Below are 15,780 nucleotides of genomic sequence, written 5' to 3' on the forward strand. Positions count from 1 at the left end.
GTTTTTATAGATTAAGTCTGTAATCTGATACCTGCCATTTGCATTTCAGCATTAGTCTTATGGGCCTCACTATGCTGGTTAGATTGTTCAGAAGCCGCAGTAAACGCAAATAAACCAGTAGTTACAATAACAGCAGAGAGAAATACGCAAACACCTTTTTTAATATTCATATAAACAGTCACCTCGCTGAATTTGAAGCTGCGCTTCAACCATTTTATCATAGAAAAAACTGGATTCTTCAAATTCTCCGCCTTCTCTATAATATTCTGCAGTTAGCAGCGTTATGTGTTCCGTAAATGAGAACATGTGACTTTCATTAAGATCATTCAATATATTGAGGATACCCTGTTTATCAACAGACTCAATATATAAGGCATTCAGAAACTTATTCATTGATAAGAAAAGTTCATCATTAAATTTTTGTGCTGTTTGAATCCCTTGCTGCAGAACCTTCTGTCCTTCACTGAACTTTTGTTGTTTAAATAAAACCGTGGCCAAAGAATGGAGCGTGTGAGGGAGTGTTCTTAAATTTGCTTTTTCTGCAACTTCTGCTGCTTCTTTCAAATATCCCTCGGCTTTACTTGGTTGTCCCATGTAATGATAACATTCGCCTAAATTATAAAGAGCAGAACTTATTAGTCTGTCGTGCCCTAATTCCTTAGAAAGCTTCAGGGCTTCTTCAAGATGTTTTAACCCTTTTTCATAATGTTTAAAATCGAGATAGTTACCTACGATTACAAACAAGCTTTGAATTTTCCTTACAGTATACAGAGGATTCTGATCATAAATCTCTAGTGCCTTTAAAATGTGATGCATGGAAACGTGGGTTTGTTTCATGTTGTAATAAGCTTCTGCTACTTTAAAATGAAATTCAGCTTGTTCGATTTCATCAGTAACAGCATAAAGTTCTTTTTCAGCTTTACGGTAATAGTTTATAGCTTCCACAAATTCTTGCTGATCAAATTCGTACATACCGCGGAAAAATAGTGAGTAATATTTCAGGAGACCGGTTAATTTCTTTTGGGGAGCTTCAATTTTTTCAAGTAATTCTGAGATGGTTGGACGTGCTGTTCTATACTTTTTTTCTGGCTCTAAGTAGTCGAGCATAAGTTGGTGTCGAAAGCTCATGAGTGAATAATATATTAGTAAATACTCATCCTCTTCCATCTGTTTAATTTCTCTTTCAACTTCCGCTTTTAAAATTTCAGCATCCGGAACACTAAACTGACGTATCATCTTATACCATTCGGTAATCTTAACCCCTACATGTGAGGAAGGTAAAACCGGATTCACATGATCCCTCCTTTTATGTCTTTTTATGTAATATTCTAACATTTCTAAAAAGTGTTTGGACCGCAAAAAAACCGCAAACTTTTTATTCGGTATCTTCGATATGGTCAATCAAGATAATTTTAAGTTCGTTTCTTCTTTCTTCCATGGTAATATTTTGTTATACAATTAAATGAGAGGGTATGATTATGAAAGTCTTTGAAGCTAAAACCCTTATGTCTGAAGCTACAGACCGCGCCAAAGAATATAAAGAACTAAGGACGCAAATGGTCAACTTGAGAAAAGCTTTACAAAGCGTCGCTGAACTGGACGACAGCGAATTCTCAGGTAAAGGCGCTAATAACATTAAAGCATTCTATCACGATCATGTTGGTGTCACTGATCAATGGATCGACTACATTGACATGAAAATCGCATTTTTTAACAGCATTGCCGGAGCTGTCGAGGACAAAGGTCTCTCTGATGCTTATATTGAAGAATCTTTTTTAGAACATGAACTGGCTAACGCCCATAAAAAATCAAAATCAATCATGTCTGAGCAGAAAAAAGCCATGAAAGATATCCTAAATGACATTGACGACATCCTTCCGCTCGACTTGTTTTCAACAGAAACCTTCAAGGATGAGCTTGCAGATGCCAATGACAAACGCAAAAAAACAATTGAAAAACTAGGTGATCTTGACGAAGATTTACTGACAGAATATGCTATGTCAGAGCCAAATGAACAATTCATCAAGTCAGATTTCCAAAAGCTCCAAGAAGCAACGGGCAAAGGCAAAAACGCTACGCCCATCCATTACAACGCCAAGGCGTACCGTGAGAGTGATATACATAAGAAAAAAGGCGATATTGAAAAGCGAACGGAAGCTTATTTGACGATTAAGAAGAAGGAAGAAAAAGAACGGGAAATCGAAAAGCTGAAAGAAAGACTGAAAAATTACGACTATGCTGATGCAGATGAATTCTATTCAATGGCTAAAACTATTGGTTACGATAACCTAATAGAGGATCAGCAAAGATATTTCACACAGATTGAAAACACACGTGAGTTGATGGCTGGAGCCAAAGGTACTGTTACAGCTCTTTATGATATGACAGCTGAAACATTAGACTATATGGCACACAATCATCCTGTCGACATGTTTATTAATTCTGCAGTTGCAGTTTATCACTATGATTCCACATTTAACTCAATTAAAGATGCAATTGTTACCTCCTATGTTAGAAACGTAAAGAACGGAGACACAGAATCAACAGCTCATTGGATTACCTGTGCAGCAGTAAACATCTTTGCTTTAAAAGGTGCTGGTTCAGTTGCTAAAATAGGAGTGAAAACAGCCGGAAAAGCTGCAGTCAAAAAAGTGTCTAAAAAACTTGATGAAACTCCTGATCCGCTAACAGCAATTAAACCGTTTGTCATGCGAGAAGATGTTGTTGTAGCAGGTGGCATTCCTTATAATGTCATCAACGATGTGAGCGCAAAAGACAGGCTGCTTCAGCTTGCTAAAAAATTAGATGAAACAAGAAAGCCATTTACTGGTCAGAAAGTAAATGTCCCTTGGTTAAATAAAGAAAAGTATGGTGCTTATGAGGTTAAGGGCAAGGTGAAAGTAAAAGGAAATATCAAAGATGTAAGCCGAAGAGTTTATACAATGAAAGATATCGATATTAATCAAAAAGATCGTAAAGGTCGAACAAATCTTGAATTAATGAAAGACGGTAAGGCACCTCTAGCCAAAGACGGTACAAAAATCAATTTGCACCATTTAATTCAGGAGGAACCTGGAAATATGGTTGAAATTCCAAACAGTTTACACACAAAATATAGTGAGGTCATACATAAACTTAAAACTGATGGAGAGAGTTTTAGAAATAATCCAGAATTGAAAGTTCAATATGAATATTTTAGAGCGAGATATTGGAAATGGAGAGCCACTCAATATACAGAGTAAGAGAGGTTGGGAAAAATGGAACTATACACGCAAGTGGAACAGTTTATAAATGATAATGCAAAAGAAAGAGATTTCACAGGAGGAATTGGAGAAGACAAAATATCTAAAATAGAACAAGATCTTAAAGTGAAACTTCCAGAGAGCTATAAATGGTTTCTGCAGAACTATGGTTCTGGTGGAGTTTATGGAATTGATATTCTAGGCTATGATTTTGGAGGCCCATCAGTTGTTGAATATACCAACGAGTATCAAGAACACTATAACTTAACCGAAGGACTTGTTGTAATAGAGGATGTTGATTACTTTGCATATTGTCTAGATACCAATAAGATGAAAAATAAAGAATGTCCTGTATTTACGTGGGATAGAGTAATGGGTTACCAAGAAGTTGTTGCGGATAATTTCATTGAATTTTTCTTTGATAAGCTCCAAAGAATGAAAGAAAACTGGGAAGAAGATGAAGACTGGGACGATTAAGTCAGAAGGATTGCAATTTAGAGCCCCTCAATATATGAGAGGCTCTTTTATTACTTCAATTTCGCTTCAATTTTCGCCTTAGTCTTAGGTCCATAAATGCCATCAGCAGTCAGACCATTCACTGACTGGAACCGTTTAACAGCATTTGCTGTTTTCGGTCCATAAACGCCATCAATGCCATTATTCTTCGCCCCTTTATCTGGATAGAAATAAAGAGCTGCCAGAGCATTTTGAATCTTCCTTATGTCATCCCCTTTTCGCATAGGGCTTGTCACTTTATAGATGCCAGAAGGCAGCGCATATGACGTTTTTTTGCTGCTTGTGTTTGTTGTTTTCTTTTTAGCTACACTTGCTTTGCTTAAGCTTGTTTTCCCACCTAGCGCCTTTAATTCTTTTTCAATGGCTGCCTTAACTTGATTTCATCTACCCTCTGACAAAATGCGGTGCGGGCAGTACTTACCGTTCCAGTCTTGGTGCTTACGGACACGATCAACGCCCCATCCACGTTCTTTAAGTAGCTGCGCCACAAACTTAATAGCGAGCTTTTCCGCTGCCTTATATCGTGCCCCTCCTGACTTGCTATAACAAATTTCGACACCAATCGACTTACGATTCCCTGTACCGTTTGTTCCATCTCCTGTGTGCCAAGCATTACGATTCGTTGGAATTCCTTGAATAACTTGTTTATCGTCTACTACAAAGTGAAAACTTGTTGAGCTTAAATTATTCTTCATATATGAAATTTCATTGGCTGCTGAAGCATCATTCGCAGTGTTGTGAATAGTGATGTATTCAGCTTTCATTGGATTAGGACATTTCAATCCATACTTTGATGGCCATATATCCTCTCTCCTTCTGTCTCAAAATAAAAAAGCCACTGGCTTAGCCAGCAGCTTTGTCTGCGTTATTCTTACTCTGTTCTTTTTCGTTCTCAATTGTTCTCAATTGTTTGTAAATCGATCTGTTATTGTTGATGGTATTTTAACACTAATCTGTGCTAAGTTTTCAGTTATTAGCAAGACTTCATTAGGACAAGAGTTTTTGTTGTTTTTGTTGTTTTTGTTGTTTTTCTCATTTATATTTTCATTTATATTTTCATTTATATTTTCATTTATATTTGTTTTACATTTTCATATATAAAAATGAAGTGACCTGATTACATCAGGAACGTTAATTGTGAAGAGAACCATTGAGTTTTTTTAAAGTTTGACAGGGAGCCTATTGGGTGTTGTAGCATCTATTTTAGTTTTAGTTATCGCCTATCTTGATCTGTTTTTTCATCTACTGTTTTTCCTTTGATCTTGTAATATATTAAAACAATTTTCTTATCGAATATACCTGTCCCGTGCTTTACGATTGTTAAACTATAAGGCTTATTAGGGCATTGCTCTTCAAGTATAATTTAAGGATTTAAAAATAAAACATAACAAATGAATAAAATTGGTAAAATCATTAACCTTTTTAAGAATTTTTTATTGATATTTACCCCTCCAACATAGCCCTCCCTTTAACAATCCATTTCATTTGAGATACACCCCCATCATTTGAACGTACTTCAAATGAAATAATCATGTTCTTATAAAAAAGAGCATTTATTGTGAGGAAAATCGGTAAGTACTGAAATGGGAAAAAGGGATCTTTTTGTTAAAAACCTTGCAAGGTATATGTGAAAAAAATAAACAATACAATTATGGTTACGACAATAATTGTTTCTTTAATATAACGTTTATCATCTTCATGCTCTTGTTTCTTTTTTTTAAGCTCTTCTCTGTATTTTCTTTGAACCTCTTTCATCTTATCATTCATTTTCATGATTAAACTCCTTTGAAGTCCATTTTAATTTCTTTGCCCCTTTCACTTGCAAATTTATTAATAAAAAAGGATCGACAAGGGCTTTTCACTCAATGGTAACAAGCTTAAGCGCTAGCTGGAAAGGTTTCAGGGTGTATCTAATCGTCGGGGTTCCATTTCCTGCAACTGAACCAAAAACTTCCTTATGAAGAACAATCTCTTCTCTGTTGTGGGGATGCTACCAAAAATAATCACTGCGTAAGCAAACTGATAGCGGTATAAAAAAACAGCCCATTAAATGCCATACTGGAACTTTTTTTGATTTTAAAATTTATTTTCTTATGCAGCTATCGCTATCCATTAGTTTAATAGAATTCAAATAATCCAAGACACGGTCAACTCTTTCATTGACTGAGTGATCGCCTTCAATCTTTAGCACTGGACAAGATAAATCTTCCATCCAATGTTCATGCAAAGCTTTACTTCTAACTTCCATTCCAGCAGTATCATATAAAGAAGCCCACTCTAAAAATGCTTTTGATTGTTCATATTTACTGCCACCGGCTAACACTTCATTTCCATAACGCTGAAATTCCCTATGCTTTAATCTCTCAAGCCGTATATCTTGTGGAATCCATAAGAAGACGACAAGGTCAAAATAACTTTTTAGATTATCGCCCCAGCCACACACTGCACCAGAAAGAATCCATTTCTCATTTATTGTTAAGTCTTTTTCAAGCAACTTTCTTCTTTCAGGAATTTCTCTTTTTTTAGTGAATTTATCTAACCAATAGTAATTATCAGTATCAAGATGCGTATGAGGCAAACACTTTGACAATGCAGCACCCAATGTTGAAGTTCCGACACCAGAGGCTCCCAATATGTGAATATTTTTTTTCATACTTCCCCCTCCTTATTAAGCAACCAAACTCCCTGTTTGTTGCATAAGGTACCTACTATTATTTTGACATAAATCCCTAAAGACCTTTACTTTTCTAGAGAAATCCAGATGCGTGTTATTCATATTCCATCTCATTAGACGCATTTTCCTATAAAAAAAGTCTTGATGTCCCTATAATATTTAAACGAATCCAATTTTTAGATTGTCGTCTTTAAGGAGGTTTTTTATCTTGAGGTATACAAACAGTCATTTAGAGGATTGGATTGAAAACTTATACAGGAAGATTGATATTACAGAGCCTGAACAAATTAATTTTGAACGGATTGCTGAGTCATTAGATATCAGGCTTTCGTTTTAACCTGTTACAAGCTTCGCACTTAAACACAGCGGAATTTATAACATATGCTTGGACAGCCGAAAAAGCCGAACTGAGCAATGGTATGATTTCGATCATAATTTTGCCAAATATATAAAAACAAGGCCACATCCGCAGTCATACTATCTCTGACAAATATTCTTTAGTAACAACCATGTTTATTAGGCGAAACGACACTTTCATTACATCGGCTTTATCTGCTTTTTTAACGAATATGAGAGATCATTTTCAGAAAAACATTCGTTGACAAAAAGAAGGAAAACTATATATTTAAGCGAATACGAGTCATTGAGTAAAATTGAAAATGACACTTTTTTCAAAATTCATGTCTTAACGGGGGGATATGATATGAATGAATTTATGAAGATGTTTTCCTTAACAAAACCAATTATTCAAGCTCCAATGGCTGGCGGTATTACAAAGCCGCGACTGGCCTCTGCAGTTTCGAATCAAGGTGCTCTGGGGAGTTTAGCATCGGGATATCTTACGCCAGAAATACTAGAGCAACAAATTAAAGAAATGTTTGAGCTGACAGACGCTCCTTTTCAAGTTAATGTGTTTGTTCCATTAGGTCTAGAAATGCCATCAGAAGATCAAATTGACTCATGGAAAAAAAACATACCGTTAGCTAATCAAGTAAATCAATTCACATCTGTGCAAGAAGAGTGGGATGACTTCTATCAAAAAATTGATATTATTTTAAGATACAAGGTAAAGGCTTGCTCATTCACTTTTGATCTGCCGCCGGAAGACGCTGTAAAGGAGCTAAAAACTTCTGGATGCTGTTTAATGGGAACCGCTTCAACAGTAGAAGAAGCATTGCTAATGGAAGAAAGGGGAATGGATATAGTAGTCCTTCAAGGAAGTGAAGCCGGCGGACATCGCGGAGCATTCTTACCTTCCAAAGGTGAATCTGCCGTGGGTTTAATGGCTTTGATTCCCCAAGCGGCAGATGCACTGAGCGTACCAGTCATAGCTGCCGGGGGAATTATAGACCATAGAGGCGTAAAAGCAGCTTTAACCCTTGGAGCCCAAGGAGCACAAATCGGGTCTGCCTTTTTACTTTGTCACGAGAGCAACGCACATCCAGTGCATAAACAGAAAATACTAGAAGCAAACGAAGCAGATACAAAGCTTACGAAATTATTTTCAGGTAAAGAGGCCAGAGGAATCGTAAATAAATGGATGGAAGAAAAAGAACGTTTTGAGACACAAACCCTTCCGTATCCTTATCAAAATACACTAACGAAGGCAATGAGACAGCAGGCTTCACTTCAACATAACCATGATCAGATGTCTTTGTGGGCAGGTCAAGGAATACGATCATTGACCGAGGAAATTTCGGTTAAGCAACTTTTAAATAAGCTTTACCATGAGGATATAAAAATATAGGTGCATTTCATTGTTTGTATAGCAAAAAAGCAAACTGCTTTATGTAGTTTGCTTTTTTCTTCGTGATTCGCACTCCGAATCATGAAACATTTTCCTCTTTCAAAGATTTGAATGAGGCACATGGAAAGAGAAATTCTACCACTTAACATTCTTACGGCCTTCAACTTAGTAAATTTTTTACTAATGACCATTTCTTCTATTATGTCTCCCTTCTCAAATTTTGCTCTAAAGTAAATATTGAATCCTATTCGAAAAATAGATATCTCCCATATTAAATTCGAATATTAAAATGGTTCTTTCTCGTTTGAAAGCGTGAAAAGTTATGAAAAATAGTTTTCTTCTTGATGTAGATCCTCTGTGAATCATTTAGGTTCAACATTCAAACTCACTTGCTTCTAATTTTATGCGTATCAAATATAGAACAAACTAACCAAATAAGAGCGTTAAAAGGTCATCTATTAAAACAGACCATCTAACTCTATAGAACTCTTCTAACATGCTCATTAAGTTGTCCCACCTTCGGAAAGCCGTATGGGCAAATACGTTTCAAGTGGTAAATCATCAAATTCGCCTTCAATTTGTTTTTCTAAAATCTCAATGGCAGTTTTGGAAATTAATTCGATCGGCTGTTGGATCGTAGTTAATTCTGGCAGAATAGCCCGAATGGTTTCTGTACCGTCATAACCAATTACTTTTAATTGGCCTGGAATGTCTTTTCCTCGTTTTTTGGCTTCCGTTATGACTCCGGCAGCTATGATATCATCACTGGCAAAAATTCCGTCAACTGCAGGCTGTTCATCAAATAGTTTTGAAATGATGTTCCGGTAGTTTTGATGAAACGACACCTCATATGCAATAGGCTGTCTTCCGTGTTCACGCATAACATCTTCATATGCTTTTCTCCTGAGATTTGCAGGTGTTTCAAGTTCAATCGGCCCATTGATGTGAACGATGTGCTGACAGTCTTTTTTTATCAGTAGTTCTGCTGCCTTTTTGCCTCCATCAAAGTTATCTGAGCCTACGACAGGGACTTTTTCCGATAAGTAATGGTCAATTGCGACAATTGGTAGATTTTGCTGGTGATAATTGAGTATTCCCCGGTTGTAAGTGACGGCGATGACGCCATCCACTTGATTTCTAATCAGCATTTCGAGATATTTTTCTTCTTTATCTATTCGATTTAAACTGTTGCAAAGCAGCAGTTTATAGCCTTTGGACGTGCAAATGCTTTCAATATAAAAGGCGAGTTCGCCAAAAAACGGATTGCTGGAGTTTGGAATGATAAGCCCTATTAAATTGGTGCGTTTTCGAAATAAAGAACGGGCCAAATCATTTGGAAAGTAATTGATTTCTTCCATCGCCTTGTAAACTTTATCTTTCGTTTTTTCGCTAATATAGCCGCGATTATTTAATACCCTCGAAACGGTTGTAGATGAAACTCCCGCTATTTTTGCAACATCATGAATGCTAGGCTTCATTCCCTTTCCCCCTGCTTTACTGAAATGGCTTACAATTCTCATCACGCACTTATTTTAGAGAATCAAACTGACATATGCAAGGATTTTCCATAGAACATATTGCAATACACAGGTTCGTTCTTTAAATTTAGAATTATGCTAAATTTATGTCAACCGGTTGACACATGAAACCGGTTGACATACAATTCTTCTTGAAAGCGCTTTTACATTTTGTGCAAAAGGAGGGAAAGTAACGAATATGAAAAAATTGATGCTGGGAAGTTTGTCACTGTTGCTTATGTTTGCAGTCTGGGGTTGTAACAAAAACGAAAGTGTAAATAGCGGCGGAAAGAAAACGATTTCAATGTGGGTGCATGTATCTGATGATAACGAAGAAGGAAAGGTTTATAAAAAAAGGGTGGATGCCTTTAATAAAAAGTACGCTTCTGAAAATGTCGAGGCAAAAATTGAATTCATCCCCCGAAGCGGAAACGGTGGAGGTTATGAAGACAAAGTGAATGCGGCACTAACAACGAATACCCTGCCTGATGTCATCACATTGGACGGACCAAATACTGCGGCTTATGCGAAATCTGGCGTTATTGCACCTTTGGATGAGTATGTTAAAGACCAGGATGATTTATTGCCAAGTATTAAGCAGCAAGGCACCTACCAAGGGAAACTGTATGCCATCGGCGTCAGTGAATCGTCGGTCGGCATCTACTATAACAAAAAAATGCTTAAAGATGCCGGAGTTGATTTGAAAACGCTACCAACAGTAAAAGATCCTTGGACATGGAAGGAATTTCTTGCGCTTTGCAAAAAGCTAAAAAATAAATACGACAAACCAGCCATCGATATGCAATTACAGTCAAAAGACGAAATATTGACTTATGCGCTCTTGCCATTTGTTTGGTCAGCTGGTGGGGATATTCTATCAGAAAACGGGAAGAAAGCGGAGGGCGTCTTTAACAAAAAACCAACCGCTGAAGCGATGACGTTTATACAAACGATGCTTAAAGAAGGCTATACAACACGCACCCCTGTCAAACAAGCGTTTGAAACGGAGAAATACCCGATGAAGATGAGCGGCGTGTGGACAATAACCGATCTGAAAACAAACTTTTCCAACGTCGATTATGGAGTGATGCCATATCCTGTATCGCCAAAAACCAAAAAGCTTGTCTCTCCTTCGGGAAGCTGGCAGTTCGCAATGACACAAGCTTCAGAAAATAAAGAATGGGCAGCAAAATTAGTAGATTGGATGACTAATAAGGATTCCAATATCGAATTGAGCCGTTCAATCGCCGCCCTGCCTGTACGTTATTCATCAGAAAAAGTGCTGACAAAAGAATTTTCTGATGAAATGAATGTCTTTATGCAGCAGCTGAAAGAAACGGGTCATGCACGTCCGGTGACACCGGCATATCCGCAAATAACTCGAGCATTTCAACAAACAATCGATGACATTAGCTTTTATGATCAAAATCAGGATATTCAAAAAGTGCTAGATACACGTGTAAAAGAAATGCAATCTGCCATTGATAAGGCAAACTAACAGGTGGACGCCATGAATAAAACAATATTGAAAGAGACTGGACCGGCTTTTCCATTAGAAAGAAAGACAGTGAATAAAATACGCTGGCGGGAAAACGCAGTCGCATATATGTTCTTAGGGCCGGCGTTGCTTATTTTATCCATGTTTCTTGTGATTCCTTCCATCATGGCTGTGTACTACGCATTTACAGATTACTATTTGTTGACGCCTGATTTGCGTAAGTTTATCGGCTTTGATAATTTCATCAAACTTTTTCAGGACCCAATATTCTTAAAAAGTCTGGGCAACACCATAAAATTTGTTGTCTTTTTGATACCGTTACAGATCGGGGCAGCACTCGGACTTGCCCTCCTATTGAATAAAAAGCGCAAAGCCAACGCTTTTTTCAAAGTCGCATACTTTAGTCCTGTCGTCATGTCACTGGTTGTCATCTCCGTCTTGTGGATGTACTTGCTGAATCCGAATGAAGGCATGATAAATAATGTATTGGCGCACTTCGGTCTATCACCACAGCCTTTCTTGACGAGCCCTAAGCAAGCAATCTTTACGATTGTTGTCGTTTCCGCTTGGCAAGGAGCAGGGTTTCAGATGCTCATTTTTTTAGCTGGTTTGCAAAACATTCCCGAGGATGTCTACGAGGCGGCGCAATTAGATGGCATGAATAAATGGCAGCGTTTTATTTACATTACATTACCTTTGTTAAAACCGACATCTATTTTTATCTTTATCACAACGCTGATCAGCGCGTTTAAACTCCTTGTTCAGCCAATGGTTATGACCCAGGGCGGACCAGTCAATTCAACGATGACGGTTGTCTATTATATTTATCAAACCGGATTTACCGATCGAATGGTCGGATATGCAAGCTCGATCGCGCTCTTGTTTGGAACGATTATTGGATTGGTGACACTCGCACAACGCAAGCTGGTTAAGGAGGATGAAGACCATTGAGACGTAAGTTCGGGCCTTTGACAATTCTGGAATATACGTGTCTTGTTTTGCTGGCCGTTCTATTTATCTTTCCGCTCATTTGGATGATTGCATCCTCAATGAAACCAGAAGCGGAAATTTACAATAATTTGAACAGCTTCAAAGCGCTTCTGCCCTCTCTTCATCTGGAAGAATGGTTTTCGTCCTATAGAGAAGTGCTGACTCGATTTGATTTGCTTATGTATATTGGTAACAGTCTTTTTTATGGTTTGTGCGTAGCAGTCGGATCTGTTGTAATTAACGGAATGGCGGGATTTGCATTCGCCAAACTGCAATTTTCAGGGAAAAAGATGCTCTTTGGCATTTTGTTGGCGCTTTTAATTGTACCGTTTGAAACGATTTTAATCTCACAGTTTACAATTATTCATAAAATCGGTTTGGTCGATACACGCCTTGCCGTTATTTTGCCGGCATTAGCGGGGGCATTCAATATTTATTTGTTCAGAAACTTTTTCATGGCAATTCCGGAGGAAATGATTGAATCGGCCAAGCTTGACGGGGCAAATACATGGCAAATCTTCTGGCGGATTATGATACCGATGTCTAAACCAGCTGTCGCCACTGTCGGAACCTTAGCCTTTATCGGCAGCTGGAATGATTATATTTGGCCGTTAATGGTTTTGACGGATAAGTCGAAATTTCCGATTCAAGTTGCGATTACAGCTATCAACAGCACAGAGCCTGTCTACACAAATCAAGTTATGGCTGTATTGACGATTTCCACCATCCCGTTGATCTTGATTTATATTGTGGCTCAGCGCTACATTTTGGAAGGTCTTAGCGGTTCAGGAACAGGTATTAAGTAGGTATCAATGTTGGGTTAAAGGAGCTGTAGAAATGAAAAGCTCAAAAAGTCTGTATTGGAAACTGAGCGCTTATCTCTTCTTTTTCTTTTTCACATGGTCTTCCAGCTACTCTTTGTTTGCGATTTGGTTGGGACAGGAAGTCAAATTGAATGGATCGGCGACTGGGATTATCTTTTCTGTAAACGCTATCTTTACCTTGTGTATGCAACCTTTATATGGCTTTATCTCTGATAAACTCGGGCTGAAGAAAAACATATTATTTATGATTAGTATACTTATCGTTTTTACCGGGCCGTTTTATATCTTTATCTACGGACCGCTTTTACAATATGATGTCTTCCTTGGCGCTATTGTCGGTGGTATTTATCTTGGAACTGCTTTTCTTGCGGGAGTTGGCGCTATTGAAACCTATATTGAAAAGGTCAGCCGAAAATATCAGTTCGAATACGGCAAAACAAGGATGTGGGGTTCACTCGGCTGGGCAACAGCGACTTTTTTTGCAGGACAGCTGTTCAATATCAATCCGAATATCAATTTCTGGATTGCGTCCCTTTCAGCAGTCATATTAGTGGCCATTATTATGTCCATAAAAATTGAGATGACGGATTATGATAAGGAAAGAGCGGATTCGATCCGGTTAAAAGACGTAGGAGCACTTTTTCTATTAAAAGACTTTTGGTTTTTAATGTTGTACGTAATCGGGGTGACATGCGTGTACGGCGTCTATGATCAACAATTCCCGATTTACTACGCTTCTTTATTTCCCACTTCAGCTATGGGGAATCAAATTTTTGGATATTTAAACTCATTTCAAGTATTTATTGAAGCGGGCATGTTGTTTTTAGCCCCCTTTATTGTTAACAGACTCGGTCCTAAAAAAAGCTTGATTCTCGCGGGACTTTTGATGTCTTTCCGAATTATTGGGTCTGGAATTGTCATCGGACCATTCGGAATTTCATCGATGAAACTTATTCATGCTTTAGAATTGCCAATCATGCTGATTGCGATTTTCAAGTATTTAGCCGCAAATTTTGATACACGCCTTTCATCAGTTCTTTACCTTGTCGGCTTTCAATTTGCATCTCAAGTAGGTACATCGATTTTCTCCCCGATTGCGGGTGGCTTATACGACAGTATAGGTTTCCGTCAAACATATCTTTTCATGGGAACCTTGGCTTTATGTTTCACAATCATTTCAATTTTTACTTTATTAGACTCAAAGAAAGGCGTTCCCGTATACTCAACCTTTTCGAAAAAACAGATATAGAGAGGATGTCACGAATGGATAGAATCCAACAGGCAGAGGAAGCTTTGAAAAAAGCGGAGGAAAAGATGAACACTCGTTATCGATTAGGGTACCATATTATGTCCCGAGCAAACTGGATCAATGATCCGAACGGGCTTATACACTATAAAGGAGAATACCATGTCTTTTATCAGCATCATCCCTATGATGAGAATTGGGCCCAAATGCATTGGGGCCATGTAAAAAGTAAAGATCTCATTCATTGGGAACATCTTCCGGTCGCTTTAGCCCCCGGTGACTCTTTTGATGAAAGCGGCTGTTTCTCAGGAAGTGCAGTAGAGTATAATGGAAAACTTGCTTTAATTTATACAGGGCATAATGTGATAGATCAAGAGGAAGACATTTTCTATCAAAATCAAAATATCGCTATCAGTCAAGATGGGATCGTGTTTGAAAAACTTAAGGAAAACCCTGTCATTGCGAAACCGCCGGAAGACAGCTCCCGGCATTTCCGCGATCCTAAAGTATGGAAGCATCGTAACAGCTGGTATATGGTAGTCGGTAATTCAACGAAAGAAAACGTCGGACGAGTTATTTTATACCACTCGCCCAATTTACGAGATTGGGAATACAAAGGTGTTCTTGCCCAAAGCGATGGAGATCTCGGCTATATGTGGGAATGTCCTGACTTCTTCGAGTTGGGCGGCAAACATGTCCTGCTCATTTCTCCTCAAGGCATTGAAGCAGACGGTGATTCATATAAGAATTTGCATCAAACTGGCTATTTAATTGGAGTATATAATGATGAAACCAACGAATTTGTGTATGGCGATTTTACAGAGCTGGATCACGGCCATGACTTTTATGCTGTACAAACGTTACTAGATGATAAAGGACGCAGAATTGCCATAGGCTGGATGGATATGTGGGAATCTGAGATGCCGACAAAAGCAGATGGATGGTGCGGCGCTTTAACATTGCCTAGAGAATTAACATTGCGGGATGATCATAAAATTTTAATGAATCCTGTGGAAGAAACTGCGCTGTTGCGAAAAACAAAACATATAGATTGTGCTAACCAGTTGATTTCAGGAAATTACCTGGCAAAAACAGCCGAAGAGCTTCTTGAAATTCAAGTCGTGTATGACTTAACAGATTGCAGTGCGGAAACAGTAGGTTTGAAGATTCGCGGTCTTGAAGAAGAAGAAACAGCTATCAAATACAGCATAACTGATCAGAAGCTGACACTCGATTGCTCTAAGATGGGGAAATCGCGAGACAGTGTGAGAAATGCGCCGCTAGAAGCAAATGGAAAGCTGACTCTGCGTATATTTATTGACAGATCCTCGATAGAAGTATTCGCCAACCATGGGGAAACAACGATGACTAGCCGTATTTATCCGAAAAAAGACCGCTTGGGAATTGAGCTTTTTTCTGAGAAAGGCGCTGTAAGGGTTGAGGAACTCACCTACTGGGCTTTAAAAGACATATGGAAAGAAGATGAATCGCTTGAAAAAAATATTTTGCATCGGTGAAACATTGAT

The 15,780-nt window shown here is 38.1% G+C and carries 13 protein-coding genes and 4 pseudogenes; 10 read left to right on the forward strand and 7 right to left on the reverse strand.

Annotated features, from left to right (window positions below; all coding sequences use genetic code 11):
- Nucleotides 1-11: 11 nt before the first annotated feature.
- The gene (locus tag EFK13_RS13490; protein ID WP_167470882.1) at nt 12-170 is read right to left on the reverse strand and encodes a hypothetical protein; all 159 of its coding nucleotides are present in this window, start codon (nt 168-170) and stop codon (nt 12-14) included.
- On the reverse strand, nt 160-1,236 hold the full coding sequence (locus EFK13_RS13495) for a tetratricopeptide repeat protein (protein ID WP_455577879.1): 1,077 nt from the start codon (nt 1,234-1,236) through the stop codon (nt 160-162). The genes EFK13_RS13490 and EFK13_RS13495 overlap by 11 nt, the downstream gene beginning before the upstream one ends.
- A gap of 242 nt (nt 1,237-1,478) precedes the next feature.
- On the opposite strand from EFK13_RS13495, the gene EFK13_RS13500 reads away from it, so the two are divergent.
- On the forward strand, nt 1,479-3,242 hold the full coding sequence (locus EFK13_RS13500) for a T7SS effector LXG polymorphic toxin (RefSeq protein ID WP_129508138.1): 1,764 nt from the start codon (nt 1,479-1,481) through the stop codon (nt 3,240-3,242).
- 15 nt (nt 3,243-3,257) lie between these two features.
- Nucleotides 3,258-3,719: an SMI1/KNR4 family protein gene (locus EFK13_RS13505; protein WP_129508180.1), complete on the forward strand. Its 462-nt coding sequence runs from the start codon at nt 3,258-3,260 to the stop codon at nt 3,717-3,719.
- Between the two features lie 50 nt (nt 3,720-3,769).
- Here the strand turns inward: EFK13_RS13505 and EFK13_RS13510 are convergent.
- The 4 genes and pseudogenes from EFK13_RS13510 to EFK13_RS13525 all read right to left on the reverse strand — a co-directional run bounded on the left by EFK13_RS13510 (nt 3,770) and on the right by EFK13_RS13525 (nt 6,411).
- Nucleotides 3,770-4,561, reverse strand: a pseudogene (locus EFK13_RS13510) (peptidoglycan recognition protein family protein).
- Between the two features lie 40 nt (nt 4,562-4,601).
- Nucleotides 4,602-4,747, reverse strand: a pseudogene (locus EFK13_RS13515) (phage holin family protein); the annotation flags it as partial.
- Between the two features lie 616 nt (nt 4,748-5,363).
- Nucleotides 5,364-5,531 (reverse strand): hypothetical protein, encoded by a 168-nt coding sequence (locus tag EFK13_RS13520; RefSeq protein ID WP_129508137.1) that lies wholly within the window; start codon nt 5,529-5,531, stop codon nt 5,364-5,366.
- 310 nt (nt 5,532-5,841) lie between these two features.
- Nucleotides 5,842-6,411 (reverse strand): ATP-binding protein, encoded by a 570-nt coding sequence (locus EFK13_RS13525; protein ID WP_129508136.1) that lies wholly within the window; start codon nt 6,409-6,411, stop codon nt 5,842-5,844.
- Nucleotides 6,412-6,640: 229 nt separating this feature from the next.
- Between EFK13_RS13525 and EFK13_RS13530 the strand changes: the two are divergent.
- From EFK13_RS13530 to EFK13_RS13540, 3 genes and pseudogenes are all read left to right on the forward strand, one after another.
- Nucleotides 6,641-6,891: pseudogene (locus EFK13_RS13530) on the forward strand (ImmA/IrrE family metallo-endopeptidase); the annotation flags it as partial.
- A pseudogene (locus EFK13_RS21265) lies at nt 6,885-7,034 on the forward strand (LysR family transcriptional regulator); the annotation flags it as partial. The pseudogenes EFK13_RS13530 and EFK13_RS21265, both read left to right, overlap by 7 nt.
- A 101-nt stretch (nt 7,035-7,135) precedes the next feature.
- Entirely contained in the window at nt 7,136-8,179 is a 1,044-nt protein-coding gene (locus EFK13_RS13540) for a nitronate monooxygenase (protein WP_129508179.1), read from the forward strand.
- A gap of 503 nt (nt 8,180-8,682) precedes the next feature.
- Here the strand turns inward: EFK13_RS13540 and EFK13_RS13545 are convergent.
- Complete coding sequence (locus tag EFK13_RS13545) at nt 8,683-9,657, reverse strand: LacI family DNA-binding transcriptional regulator (RefSeq protein ID WP_129508135.1); 975 nt, start codon at nt 9,655-9,657, stop codon at nt 8,683-8,685.
- 238 nt (nt 9,658-9,895) lie between these two features.
- Here EFK13_RS13545 and EFK13_RS13550 point away from each other — a divergent pair, with 238 nt between their 5' ends.
- From EFK13_RS13550 to EFK13_RS13570, 5 genes are read left to right on the forward strand one after another with little or no spacing between them, the layout of a single operon-like run.
- On the forward strand, nt 9,896-11,194 hold the full coding sequence (locus EFK13_RS13550; protein WP_129508134.1) for an ABC transporter substrate-binding protein: 1,299 nt from the start codon (nt 9,896-9,898) through the stop codon (nt 11,192-11,194).
- 12 nt (nt 11,195-11,206) lie between these two features.
- Nucleotides 11,207-12,145 (forward strand): carbohydrate ABC transporter permease, encoded by a 939-nt coding sequence (locus tag EFK13_RS13555; protein ID WP_129508133.1) that lies wholly within the window; start codon nt 11,207-11,209, stop codon nt 12,143-12,145.
- Nucleotides 12,142-12,990, forward strand: coding sequence for a carbohydrate ABC transporter permease (locus tag EFK13_RS13560; protein WP_129508132.1), 849 nt, complete (start codon nt 12,142-12,144; stop codon nt 12,988-12,990). Before EFK13_RS13555 ends, EFK13_RS13560 begins: the two co-directional genes overlap by 4 nt.
- 31 nt (nt 12,991-13,021) lie before the next feature.
- Nucleotides 13,022-14,257 carry an MFS transporter gene (locus EFK13_RS13565; protein ID WP_129508131.1) on the forward strand — a complete coding sequence of 412 codons (1,236 nt, stop codon included), beginning with the start codon at nt 13,022-13,024 and terminating at the stop codon, nt 14,255-14,257.
- Between the two features lie 14 nt (nt 14,258-14,271).
- Entirely contained in the window at nt 14,272-15,771 is a 1,500-nt protein-coding gene (locus tag EFK13_RS13570; RefSeq protein WP_129508130.1) for a glycoside hydrolase family 32 protein, read from the forward strand.
- Nucleotides 15,772-15,780 lie beyond the last annotated feature (9 nt).

The organism is Bacillus cabrialesii (assembly GCF_004124315.2).
GTDB classification, from domain to species: Bacteria; Bacillota; Bacilli; order Bacillales; family Bacillaceae; genus Bacillus; species Bacillus cabrialesii.

Coding starts and splice junctions, on each gene's coding strand:
- EFK13_RS13495 (WP_455577879.1), bottom strand. CDS start 1,236: ATGATACGTCAGTTTAGTGTTCCGGATGCTGAAATTTTAAAAGCGGAA.
- EFK13_RS13490 (WP_167470882.1), bottom strand. CDS start 170: ATGAATATTAAAAAAGGTGTTTGCGTATTTCTCTCTGCTGTTATTGTA.
- EFK13_RS13550 (WP_129508134.1), top strand. CDS start 9,896: ATGAAAAAATTGATGCTGGGAAGTTTGTCACTGTTGCTTATGTTTGCA.
- EFK13_RS13540 (WP_129508179.1), top strand. CDS start 7,136: ATGAATGAATTTATGAAGATGTTTTCCTTAACAAAACCAATTATTCAA.
- EFK13_RS13555 (WP_129508133.1), top strand. CDS start 11,207: ATGAATAAAACAATATTGAAAGAGACTGGACCGGCTTTTCCATTAGAA.
- EFK13_RS13570 (WP_129508130.1), top strand. CDS start 14,272: ATGGATAGAATCCAACAGGCAGAGGAAGCTTTGAAAAAAGCGGAGGAA.
- EFK13_RS13505 (WP_129508180.1), top strand. CDS start 3,258: ATGGAACTATACACGCAAGTGGAACAGTTTATAAATGATAATGCAAAA.
- EFK13_RS13525 (WP_129508136.1), bottom strand. CDS start 6,411: ATGAAAAAAAATATTCACATATTGGGAGCCTCTGGTGTCGGAACTTCA.
- EFK13_RS13545 (WP_129508135.1), bottom strand. CDS start 9,657: ATGAAGCCTAGCATTCATGATGTTGCAAAAATAGCGGGAGTTTCATCT.
- EFK13_RS13500 (WP_129508138.1), top strand. CDS start 1,479: ATGAAAGTCTTTGAAGCTAAAACCCTTATGTCTGAAGCTACAGACCGC.
- EFK13_RS13520 (WP_129508137.1), bottom strand. CDS start 5,531: ATGAAAATGAATGATAAGATGAAAGAGGTTCAAAGAAAATACAGAGAA.
- EFK13_RS13565 (WP_129508131.1), top strand. CDS start 13,022: ATGAAAAGCTCAAAAAGTCTGTATTGGAAACTGAGCGCTTATCTCTTC.